The organism is Phocaeicola sp., from assembly GCF_057861905.1.
Genome location: NZ_DBMACV010000036.1, coordinates 20,293 through 32,599, shown reverse-complemented (window position 1 = coordinate 32,599; position 12,307 = coordinate 20,293). Strand labels below are relative to the sequence as shown.

The following is a 12,307-nucleotide window of genomic DNA, read 5'->3' as shown; positions in this document are numbered from 1 at the left end:
GTTGTTAATTTGTAATTAATTGTTTGTCAGACTTAAATATACAAAATAATTCGGTGATTACCAACTTTTAAAGATACTTTCTTATCCCGAACTCACGTATCGATAATATAGGCCGGTGATGTATCTCCCTGAAAGGTAGCAATACCACGAATATAAATATTGGCATCATCGGCACCTGGTTCTCCCTTAGCCTGTTTGGAAATCAATCCCGGCATCTGACCTACAAGTGCCGTCGTCGCATTGGCCGCACGCGATTTGATCAGTTCATCACTTTTCATGGAAGTTACAGCTCCCGTAAGATTGGCTTTCTTCTGAACTCCATATCCTACCACCACGACCTCTTCCAATGTTTCGGCATCTTCCTTTAAAATGACCTTTAGAGGAGAAGCATCCTTAACGGTTATGGACTGAGTGGTATAACCGATATAAGAAACTTCGATAACACTACCTTGGTCAACATCGGAGAGACTAAAATTTCCATCGAAATCAGTAATGGTTCCGTTGGTCGTTCCTTTCACCAGGACACTGGCTCCAATAATTGTTTCACCAGTAGCATCCTTTACATTTCCTGTCACATTCAGCTTCTGTGCATACAGACTGAATGAGAAGAAAAACAGCAAGCCCCAGACAGCCACAACATATCTCACAGCTTGCGATTGATTTACTCTTGTGCTCATAAATCTGTTTTTAAAGTTAACATTACGGTTTGAATCTCTGCGGCAAAATTAAAATCAGAAATATCACCGTGTATGACTCGGTAAAAAGCACAAGTAAAGGAAAACAAGAAAAGAACGCTGATTCTCAAGTAGGTAAATTATACAAGAGGTAAACTTCTTCAGACTAAAAGAAGAAAATTCAACAGGTATTACCGTTGCATTTTCCCAAGTGAACGTACCACTTCCGCAAAATTTTCTTTCGGAATGACAGCTTTATTTCGTGTTCTCAGTCGGTTATTATAAACGGTCTGGGGAGAACAATGGAGAAACTCAGCAATTTTCACACTATCATTAATACCCAAACGAACAAGTGCGTAAATACGCAGTTCAGTATTCAGCAGTTCTCCATCTTTCAATACAACTCTTTCTTCTGGACGAAGCAAAGCATTAAAATCATCGACAAAATCGGGATAAACATGTAAGAAAATAGCATCGAAACTATGATAGAACTCTTTTAGCTCACTCTGAACAATACTGGTACTGGCAGACCATGATTTCAACTCTTCCACTTGTCCGGTCTTTAACTTACGATTGACATTCTTACGGTATTCTTCCAGTTTACTAATGTAACTGGAACAAATGGAAAAAACGTAGCCAATGTATTCTTCTTTTACATAGTTTGCTTCCAGTAACTGATTATTGGTAGACTTCAATTGTTCATTTACACGACTTAGTTCTTCATTGACATTGGCCAGCATCTTATAGGCTTCCGACAATTCTTCCACATGTGAATTCAACAATTTATTGGTTTCATGCTGCTGAGCTTTTGACTTTGCCAACTTCCTGAACTGAATATAAATCAGACACACTACCACCAGCAATACGACCGACAGAACACTCACCGTATAAAGAAAATTCTTCAGCCGCTTTTCCTGTAAAATATTTCGTTCCTGGTAGGCCTGATGTAATTTATCCAAGACAGTAGAAATTCCTACCACACGCACTCTGTTGGGATATTTAAGCGCCATCTGCAAACAATAATTAATGTAGGTATACCCTCTGTCGATATCATTACGTTTATAGAGTAAGGACGATAACTCTTCCATCGACGCTATATCCCGGTTACAGATGCGCACGTCAGCAATGGAAGAATAAATCAGATAACGCATGTAATTATCTTCATCGCCTTCGTTCATGTACATACGTGCCAATACGTACGAATTCATCGCATCCATACGGGTATTCAATGAAGAGTGTTCAACAATTGCTTTTAACTGGGTTTTCAATGTATCATATTCCATCGAATCAGGGAAATCCCGATAAAACATGGCCTTAAACCAATAATAAAAAGGGGTTCCTGTATTGACCATCTTTTGAGCTTCTTCCTTGAGCTTTATTTCATCCTCATAATAGATTTTGGCATATTCAGGCTTTCCTACATATTGACTTAAATGAGAATATAAATAAATCTTACGGTCATAATACTGCAAGCGCAAATCCGAAGGCAAACGGTTTTCATCAATCTGCTTCAACTCGGTTTCTGCTTCATACAATAATCCGGTAGCGACCAACAAGAAAACCCGGTTCAACCTCCACTCCTGCTCCCATTCCGACTTATTAAGTTGCTGGGCAATACGAATATTATCTACTACATACACCATTGCTGTATCGGCATTATACACATAATATTCATCATAAAACATTTTATTGAACCAGAATTTTTCTTCTAAATTAGAAGGAACCTTACGCATACGAAGTTGCTTTATCTTCATCTCTTTTTCTTTCGCATAATCCTCACTATGTATTAAAATAGTATCCAGACTCAACAACAAACGATCCAATGAAGAAGTCTGAGCATTAAGCTGTACTACAGCAAATAACCATAAACAGATCAACAAAGGCAAGTTTTTCATCTAATTTTCATTTTAGGTATATCTCACAAATACGTATTTTCTTTATTACAAAATTATAGAAAATTTTAATAATCTACTCTTACTTTGTAAAGATACCAAACGTAATTATTCTCAGTAAATATGTATCTAACAACTTTCTTCTCAATTTTTATTACACATACAAAGTCGTATAAGGTTAGATATTATGACTATATAATCATACACTTTCAAATCTTACAACAGATTGCAAGAAACGGTCTTTTCATCTGATTTTACAGTCAAATAGTAACTATTTGCAGAAAAGCTGGCATAGTCATTATTAATTCTTAATTAAAATCCATATTTTTGCACCTCACAAAAACTATCGATGCATGAATGACTACAGATTTCACAAAATATTTTTTTGTTTAATCCTATTGATTGTGAAATTCGGCGTACCCGGATATGCACAATCACAATCATATGTAGCAGAAGAGGATACAATAACCGAATACCTGCCTGCCGATTCTCTGTTTGCAAGATATCTGCGTGAGCAGAACGTAGAAATCATCAACAATAATGAACTGAAACTTTTACCAAGCGGAAGAGAAAAGTTCAATGACCTTTTTGAAGAAATCAAAAAGGCAAAGCATCACATTCATCTGGAATATTTTAATTTCAGAAATGATTCCATCGGAAATGCACTTTTCGACCTGCTCGCACTGAAAGTTAAAGAGGGAGTAAAGGTCAGAGCCATGTTCGATGCTTTTGGAAACATGTCGAACAACCGCCCACTTCGAAAAAGATTGCTCAAAAAACTAAGTAAGGAAGGTATAGAAATCGTCACATTCGACCCGATAACATTTCCATACGTAAATCATGCCGCAAGCCGCGACCACCAGAAAATCGTTGTAATAGACGGAAAGGTCGGATATACGGGAGGTATGAATATTGCAGACTATTATATCAATGGACTGCCCAAAATCGGAGCCTGGAGAGATATGCATATCCGCATCAAAGGACCTGCTGTGGAAAAACTGCAACAGGCTTTTCTTACCATGTGGAACAAAGAAACCAAACAGCATATAGAAGGTGATGAATTTTTCCCTTTTGGAAAAGATTCTCTGAATGCAGCACCCGTACATGCCGGTCATCAGGTAGCTATTGTACAACGAGTTCCGAAAATATCTCCGGAAGCAATGAGGCACGCCTACATTGCAGCCATCAATACAGCAGAACGAAAGATACAAATCATTAATCCATACTTTACTCCCACTGCCAGCATACGCCGTGCAATCGAAAGAGCCGTCGACCGTGGAGTCAGAGTAGAAATTATGATTCCCGGTAAGTCGGATATCAGCTTTACCCCCGATGCAGCATTCTATCTCGCCAATCAGCTGAGAAAAAAGGGAGCCCATATTTATGTTTACAACGGAGGATTTCACCATTCGAAGGTTATGATGGTAGACGAGCGCTTCTGTACGGTAGGAAGTACAAACCTGAACAGCCGCAGCCTGAGATATGACTACGAGATAAATGCTTTTGTATTCGACCTTCCGATAACCTCACAGTTGACTGACATATTCAGTGCCGACAAGCAAAACAGTACGATTATGACCAAGGAGGTTTACAAGAAACGAACGCCGTGGAAACGCTTTGTCGGATGGTTCGCTCATCTGTTTACCCCCGTGCTCTGATGTATCGGCAACCAAATTAAATTTTTTAAGAAACATTCTCCCGTTAAGTACAATATTTTTCTTATTTTTGCCAAATATGTAACCCCTTAACAAGGCGCAAAAATAGTGAAATGAGAGTAATTGACTTAATCAAATCACCTGAAAAGACTGCCTTTTCATTCGAGATACTTCCTCCATTAAAAGGCACAGGGATAGAAAAATTATACGAAACCATCGATTCCTTACGCGAATTCGACCCGAAATATATTAACATAACTACGCACCGTAGCGAGTATGTTTACCGCGAACTGGGCAACGGGCTGTATGAACGTAAGCGAATCCGTCGCCGTCCGGGTACGGTAGCAGTGGCAGCAGCCATACAGAACAAGTATAATATCACGGTAGTGCCGCATATTCTATGTAGCGGATTTACACGTGAGGATACCGAATATGTACTACTGGACCTGCAGTTCCTGGGCATTACCGACCTGCTGATTTTACGCGGCGACAAGGCTAAACACGAACAAGTCTTTACTCCCGAGCCAGGAGGCTATGCACACGCCGTAGAACTGGAACAGCAAATCAATGACTTCAACCGTGGAGTGTTTGTCGATGGTTCACCGATCAAAGCACCAGTACGACCGTTCAGCTATGGAGTTGCCTGCTATCCGGAGAAGCACGAAGAAGCTCCTAACATGGAACAGGATATCTACTGGCTGAAAAAAAAGGTCGAAGCGGGAGCGGAATATGCCGTAACACAATTATTTTACGACAACCGCAAGTTCTTCGATTTTGTAGACCGTGTGCGTCAAGAAGGAATTGACATTCCTATCATTCCGGGAATCAAACCGTTCAGCAAACTGTCTCAGTTGTCTGTCATCCCCAAAACATTTAAAGTAGACTTACCTCAGGAGCTGGCTGTGGAAGCCTTAAAATGCCAGACGGACGAAGAAGCCCGTCAACTGGGAGTGGAATGGTGTATTAACCAGTGCCGCGAACTGATAGCTCACGGTGTTCCCAGCATTCATTTTTATACCGTTGGAGCTACAGAAAGCGTACGCCGCGTAGCAAAAGAAATTTATTAACCGTGTTTTTTAAAGACGTCATAGGACAAAATGAGGCGAAACGCCATTTACTGACACTCGTTCACGAGGGACGAGTGCCACACGCTATACTGTTCTGTGGTGCAGAAGGTACAGGCAAATTACCACTGGCATTGGCACTGGCACGCTATCTGTGTTGCGAAAATCCGGGTGAAGAAGACGCCTGCGGTAAATGTCCTTCGTGTATAAAAATGAACAAACTGATACATCCCGACGTTCATTTTGCTTTTCCGGTCATCAAGAAAAAAGCCGGACGCGACACCGTATCCGACGATTTCATTGATGTATGGCGACAGCAGATTATCGATTCGCCTTATTTTTCGCTTGCCAACTGGCTGGCACGCATGGGAGCAGAAAACCAACAGGCACAGATTTTTGTACGCGAGAGTGATGAAATTCAACGGAAACTTTCTCTGAAAGCGGGAGAGGGAGGTTATAAAATCATGATTGTATGGCTTCCGGAAAAGATGAATGCAGAATGCGGAAACAAGTTACTAAAACTCCTTGAAGAGCCGCCCGCCTATACCTTGTTCTTACTGGTGAGTGAAGCACCTGAAAATATCCTGCCTACCCTGACCAGCCGTATGCAGCGCTTCAATCTGCCTCCATTGAGTGAGGATGACATAGCCGGACTATTACGTACACGATACATGCTCCAGCCGGACGATGCAGCCGATATCGCACACCTATCTGCGGGAAGTGTATTGCGGGCAATAGAAAACATACATCTGGGAGAAGAGAACCGCCTCTTCTTCGAATTGTTCACTTCGCTGATGCGACTGGCTTACGCACGACGCTTAAAGGAGATGAAAGCCTGGAGTGAACAAGTTGCTGCATTAGGCAGAGAACGACAGAAAAATCTACTGGCATACTGCCAGCGCATGATACGGGAAAACTTTATATATAACTTCCACTGTTCGGAAATGAATTTTCTGGGACGTGAAGAAGCTCAATTTGCTTCTCGATTTGCTTCTTTCGTCAACGAAAGAAACGTCATGGGTATCATGGATGAGCTGGAGGAAGCCGGACGACATATCGAACAGAATGTAAACCCTAAATTCGTATTCTTCGATTTCGCCCTGAAAATGATTGTACTACTAAAGAATTGAAACTATGAACAAATTTATACTGAAAAACGGAAGTGGCTCATTGTGTTGCAAGGGCTGCGGAAGACAAGATAATAAACTGAATACCTACGACTGGCTGGCAGATATACCAGGCAACAGCGAAGAACAGGATATGGTGGAAGTACAGTTCAAAAATACCCGGAAAGGATATTTCAAGAACAGCAATCACCTGAAACTGGAAAAAGGTGACATCGTAGCCGTAGAAGCCAGTCCGGGTCATGATATAGGTACTGTAACGCTAACAGGACGCCTTGTACCGTTACAGATGCGTAAGGCTAATATAAAGCCGGATGCTGAAATACGCCGTGTATACCGCAAGGCAAAACCGGTGGATATGGAAAAATATGAGGAAGCCAAAAGCCGTGAACATGCTACAATGATTCGTTCACGCCAGATTGCTGCCGAACTGGGGCTGCAAATGAAAATTGGCGATGTGGAGTATCAGGGCGACGGAAACAAGGCTATCTTCTATTATATCGCTGATGAACGAGTAGACTTCCGTCAGCTTATCAAAGTACTGGCTGAAGCTTTCCGCGTGCGCATCGAAATGAAACAGATCGGTGCCCGTCAGGAAGCAGGACGCATCGGCGGTATCGGTCCTTGCGGACGGGAACTGTGTTGCGCTACATGGATGACAAACTTCATTTCTGTATCTACAGGGGCCGCACGCTATCAGGATATTTCGTTAAATCCTCAAAAGCTGGCAGGACAATGTGCCAAGCTGAAATGTTGCCTCAACTACGAAGTAGATGCCTACGTAGAATGCCAGAAACGACTTCCCAGCAAAGAGATTACACTCGAAACAATGGATGCGACGTACTATTATTTCAAGGCTGATATTCTGAAAGGAGAAATCATTTATTCTACCGACAAGAGTTTCCTTGCCAACGAAGTTACTCTTACTGCACGTCGTGCCTTCGAAGTAATCAACATGAACCGTCGTGGTGAAAAGCCTGAAAAATTAAATGACAATGGGATGCATGAGCCAGCACGTCCGAAAGATTTGCTGGAACAGGAAAGTGTAACCCGTTTCGATAAAAGCCGGAATAATAAGAACCGAAAGAAAAAAAGAAACGGAGAGGCTCGTCAGGCTAATGTACAACAGGATAACAATGCTCAGAAGCTTCTACCCAACAAGGATATGCCTAATCAGGAAAAGGTTGAGAATCAGGTAAAGGGAGAAAATAATACAGCAGCTTCTGCAAATATTCCTGCAACCAACGGAAAAGAAAGACGGAAAGAAGACCGTCAGGGAGAAAAACGCCGGAACGACAGAGGAAATCGTCCTCAGAAGCAAGGAAATGCTCCGCGTCCAGCCGACAACAAACAACAACCTAACCAGCCGGAGGTACGTGCCCAGCAACAGCAGCCGGAAGGGAAAAAACAAGGAAACGCTCCCCGTCCAGCCGACAACAAACAACAACCTAACCAGCCGGAGGTACGTGCCCAGCAACAGCAGCCGGAAGGGAAAAAACAAGGAAACACTCCCCGTCCGGCCGACAACAAACAACAACCTAACCAGCCGGAAGCACGTGCCCAGCAACAGCAGCCGGAAGGAGGCAACAGACAACCTAACCGTCCACGCCGGCAGGTACGAAAAAACAACAATGAAATAGCATGACCACACTAAAAACTTCATCATATATCCGCACCGCGGGGGGAATATTAATCTTATTATTCTCCCTGGCGGCCTGCAATGATGATACCGTCTACCATACTTACCAGAACCTAAGTGAAAATGGATGGCCTAAACAAGATACCTTGAAATATACCCTACCATCACAACTAACCAGACATCATTATAGTCTGGAAATAGGATTAAGACATACAGAAAACTATCCATATCAGGATATATGGCTGGAAGTACTTTACCCGCTCACTCCCGACAAACGCCCAGACACATTACATTTGAAACTGGCTGACAAGTGGGGAAACTGGAAAGGAAAAGGCACATCGGGAAACTTATACCAGTTTACCTTTACTGCCAATGAACCGATCTATCTCTCGACAGCCGACAGCATGCTGCAAATAGTTCATATTATGCGCGACAAATCGCTGAAGGGAATCAGTGATGTAGGTATGCGTCTATCAACTTTCACGGGCAGCGTCAATACGCAGAAAGACAAACAGTAAAATGGTAAATCCCCAAAGCGAAGAACCTCCGTAACTGAAGAAAGGAAGAGGAATACCAATAACAGGAGTCAGTCCGAGAACCATTCCAATATTAACAAACAAGTGGAAGAAAAAGATACTTAACACACTATAGCCATATACCCTTCCGAAACGCGTGCTTTGCCGCTCAGCAAGGTAGATTAACCGCCATATCAATGCAGCAAACAGCAAAATCACGATAGAGGAGCCTACAAAGCCCTGCTCCTCTCCTACGGTACAAAAGATAAAGTCGGTATCCTGCTCCGGTACATACTTCAATTTGGTCTGAGTACCGTTCAGAAATCCTTTTCCCAGAAATCCTCCCGAGCCAATAGCTATCTTACTCTGGTTTACATTATAACCAGCACCTGTAGGATCATCTTCCATTCCTAACAATACTTTAATACGTATCTGCTGATGAGGTTCAAGCACTTCATTGAACACATAATCGGCAGAGAAAAGAAATCCTACCGAACCTATTGCAAAAAACAATATATACAGATAGTTGCGAATGCGCTCATGCAGAAATAAATAAACCAAATAAATACATAGGGCTCCGCATACTACACCTTGCAAATAAACGACATTAAACGGTATGACGTACAAAGAGAACAGCCACCCCAACAACATCGAACCAATGCCAAAAGACAGAATATAAATTACCGCCCGTTCGCTGTTTTTACAATATGCCTTTACCAGCAATGACGTAAAAAGTACAATCAATCCCAATACGGCAAATTCCCCCAACGAAGTAAAGCCATCGGCCATCAGTTCATTACTGAAACGGATTCCGACAATAAAATAAATTACGGCACATACTCCGGCAAACAAAATAGACCCTGTCATTCCTTCCCGATACAGAACAAGGAAGAATGACAAATAGACCAAAGCCGAACCTGTTTCTTTCTGGCAAATAATCAGTAACATCGGAACAAGGATAATGGCAAGGGCAACCAGCATCTTCCGTCCCCGTTCCATGGAAAAGGTATATTCGCCCATATACTTGGCCAAAGCCAGTGCTGTAGCAAACTTGGCAAACTCGGCAGGCTGCAAACTAACCGGGCCCAATACAATCCACGAACGCGACCCCTTAATCTCATGCGGATTGAATATCGTTCCGAAAAGCAACAGCAACAAGATTCCGTAAATCAGATAAGCATATGTATCATACAAACGATCTTCCAGCATCAGCAGTACAAAACCTAATGTGAAAGAACAACCAATCCACATCAACTGTTTTCCGGCACGTGTCGTAAAGTTCAGAAAATCCGGATCACCGTAATCATAACTGGCTCCGCATACGCTGAACCAGCCACATACGATCAAGACGAAATAAAGAGCTATCGTCCACCAGTCAACCGTTTTCCATAAACTATCTTTCCTGTAAGCCATAATCAATTCTACGGTTTTGAATATCGGTAGCCAATACCTCATCTGCTTCGGTCAGCTTCCCGGTCAAATATTTTTCTATCATCAGTCGCCCGATAGGTACTCCGTATGTAGCACCCCATCCACCATTCTCTACATAAACGGCAATGGCTATTTTCGGATTATTCATCGGAGCAAATCCCATAAATGCAGAGTGGTCTTTCCCATGATTCTGTGCCGTACCAGTTTTACCACAGACCTCCAGTTCCGGAATATTTGCCAAACTACACGTACCTCCCAATACAGCCGCACGCATACCTTGCACAACTTCGTCGTAATGGCTTTTTTCTACTTTCGTATAACGTCGGGTCACATACATCGAATCAAGCGCTTCTCCTTCTACTTCCTTCACGACATGAGGAGTTACAAAATATCCCCGATTAGCAATGGTTACTCCCAAATTGGCAATCTGCAAAGGCGTAGCCGTAACCTCTCCCTGACCGATTGCAATACTGATGATGGTCAAACCATTCCACGAACGGCGATATGCCTTGTCATAATATTGTGCGTTAGGGATCATACCACGCTTTTCACCCGGCAAGTCAATACCCAACTGATAACCGAATCCCATAGATACCATATAATCGCGCCATGTATTCATGGCTTTCTGCACGGAACCATATTTCTGACGGGCTCCAATCATATGAAACAATCCCCAGCAGAAATATCCGTTACAAGAAGTAGCGATAGCAGGTATCAAAGCCAAAGGAGACGGATGAGAGTGACAACCGACATGAAGTCCTCGGTACGAAAATCCTCCGCTACACGGATACATTGTACCCGGAGTAATGATACCCTCCTGCAGAAAGGTCAAGGCCTGAGTGGTCTTAAACGTAGATCCCGGTGGATACGTTCCCATGATTGCACGGTTCAGCAAAGGCTTCCACGGATCTTTCGACAGCTCGATGTGATTCTTGCCTCGGCTACGGCCAATCATCAGACTGGGATCGTAAGTAGGTGATGATACCAGACAAAGCACTTCACCCGTAGAGGGCTCAATAGCTACAATACTGCCAATTTTACCTTCCAGCAATCTCTCGCCCAACATTTGAAGTTCAATATCCAGACTCAGCGTCAAGTTCTTTCCCGGTACAGGTGCCTTATCGAACTTTCCATCCATATAATTCCCCTGTATACGTCCGTGTGCATCGCGAAGCAGAACTTCCACTCCTTTTTCTCCCCTAAGTTGTTTCTCATACGAACGCTCAACTCCCAGCTTTCCGATGAAATCACCCGGAAGATAATAGTCATCATCCTCCATCTCCTGCTTGGAAACTTCGGCAATATCACCTAAGATGTGCGCCCCCGCATTATAATTATACTGCCGGATAGTACGCCGCTGTATGTAAAAGCCGGGAAACTTAAAAAGTTTTTCCTGAAAGATACCACAATCCTCAGCAGAGAGCTGAGTCAGAAAGACCTGATTGGTATATGGAGAATATCCGGGATTCAAACGCCGGTCCTTCATGTCGTGAAACTTACGGCGTACAAACTCGGGCGTTATCCGCAGTGTACTGCACAAATCGGCAGTATCCAGCGAGGTAATTTCCTTCATGACAACCGTTATGTCGTAAGCCGGCTGATTATAAACCAGCAACTTTCCGGTACGGTCGTATATCACGCCCCGGCTCGGATATTGAATTTTTTTCAGAAATGCATTGCTGTCGGCATTCTTCCGGTAGTCATCATTCAATATCTGCAAGGCAAACAAGCGAATAATAAAAAGAGCAACTACCGTCAGGACGACACCACCTATGACATATCTTCTTTTTGACAGCTTATAATTCCGATCCACTATTTCTTCCTCCTTATAGTGTCTATACAGATAACACCCACTACCGTCATTAGCGTATCTGTTACAATCTTCCACAATAGTTCACTCATGCGGAAAAAAGTAAAAGCATCAATTATTTGCAAAGTCACCATAAACACGACCGTTCCACTTAATACATACCGGAAAAAAGGATAAAATCCCATTGAACGGATACCCGGTATATAATCGTCCGTCACATCGCGAAGCATCTGCATCCGCAGCAAAGGACGACGGGCAAACGCCATCATAGTGGCAGCAGCAGCATTCATGCCCGGTGTATTGCTGAATATATCCACGCACAGTCCCAGGAAAAAAGCCTGCAAGAGTAGCGACTTGCGAGGTATCTCGGCATTCAACACCAATATATAATAGACATAAAGCATAGGAGTTGCATAGCCCAGGATATGCACATGATTCAATACCAGTACCTGAAGCAGTACCAGAAAGACAAACCATACCAATCTATGTAAGAACAATACCAT

General features: G+C 42.8%; 10 protein-coding genes. 5 read left to right on the top strand and 5 right to left on the bottom strand.

Going from position 1 to position 12,307, the window contains the following annotated elements; translation table 11 throughout:
• Positions 1–92: 92 nt before the first annotated feature.
• Positions 93–677 carry a carboxypeptidase-like regulatory domain-containing protein gene (locus ACZM60_RS08535; RefSeq protein WP_489521283.1) on the bottom strand — a complete coding sequence of 195 codons (585 nt, stop codon included), beginning with the start codon at positions 675–677 and terminating at the stop codon, positions 93–95.
• 188 nt (positions 678–865) lie between these two features.
• Positions 866–2,569, bottom strand: a complete 1,704-nt coding sequence (susR, locus tag ACZM60_RS08530; protein ID WP_489521282.1) for a SusR family glycan utilization regulator — start codon at positions 2,567–2,569, stop codon at positions 866–868.
• Between the two features lie 350 nt (positions 2,570–2,919).
• On the opposite strand from susR, the gene cls reads away from it, so the two are divergent.
• The 5 genes from cls to ACZM60_RS08505 all read left to right on the top strand — a co-directional run bounded on the left by cls (position 2,920) and on the right by ACZM60_RS08505 (position 8,566).
• Complete coding sequence (cls, locus tag ACZM60_RS08525) at positions 2,920–4,224, top strand: cardiolipin synthase (protein WP_489521281.1); 1,305 nt, start codon at positions 2,920–2,922, stop codon at positions 4,222–4,224.
• A 110-nt stretch (positions 4,225–4,334) separates the two neighbouring features.
• Entirely contained in the window at positions 4,335–5,288 is a 954-nt protein-coding gene (metF, locus tag ACZM60_RS08520) for a methylenetetrahydrofolate reductase [NAD(P)H] (protein WP_340319838.1), read from the top strand.
• A 2-nt stretch (positions 5,289–5,290) separates the two neighbouring features.
• A complete protein-coding gene (locus ACZM60_RS08515) occupies positions 5,291–6,415 on the top strand; it encodes a DNA polymerase III subunit (RefSeq protein WP_489521280.1) in 1,125 nt (374 codons plus the stop codon).
• Between the two features lie 4 nt (positions 6,416–6,419).
• Positions 6,420–8,054: a PSP1 domain-containing protein gene (locus ACZM60_RS08510; RefSeq protein WP_489521279.1), complete on the top strand. Its 1,635-nt coding sequence runs from the start codon at positions 6,420–6,422 to the stop codon at positions 8,052–8,054.
• Positions 8,051–8,566: a gliding motility lipoprotein GldH gene (locus ACZM60_RS08505; RefSeq protein ID WP_340319840.1), complete on the top strand. Its 516-nt coding sequence runs from the start codon at positions 8,051–8,053 to the stop codon at positions 8,564–8,566. The genes ACZM60_RS08510 and ACZM60_RS08505 overlap by 4 nt, the downstream gene beginning before the upstream one ends.
• Here ACZM60_RS08505 and rodA read toward each other — a convergent pair.
• From rodA to mreD, 3 genes are read right to left on the bottom strand one after another with little or no spacing between them, the layout of a single operon-like run.
• Complete coding sequence (rodA, locus tag ACZM60_RS08500; RefSeq protein ID WP_489521278.1) at positions 8,522–9,976, bottom strand: rod shape-determining protein RodA; 1,455 nt, start codon at positions 9,974–9,976, stop codon at positions 8,522–8,524. The two genes, ACZM60_RS08505 and rodA, sit on opposite strands and share 45 nt — an antisense overlap.
• Entirely contained in the window at positions 9,957–11,807 is a 1,851-nt protein-coding gene (mrdA, locus tag ACZM60_RS08495) for a penicillin-binding protein 2 (protein WP_489521277.1), read from the bottom strand. Before mrdA ends, rodA begins: the two co-directional genes overlap by 20 nt.
• Positions 11,807–12,307, bottom strand: a complete 501-nt coding sequence (gene mreD / locus ACZM60_RS08490) for a rod shape-determining protein MreD (protein WP_021970127.1) — start codon at positions 12,305–12,307, stop codon at positions 11,807–11,809. Before mreD ends, mrdA begins: the two co-directional genes overlap by 1 nt.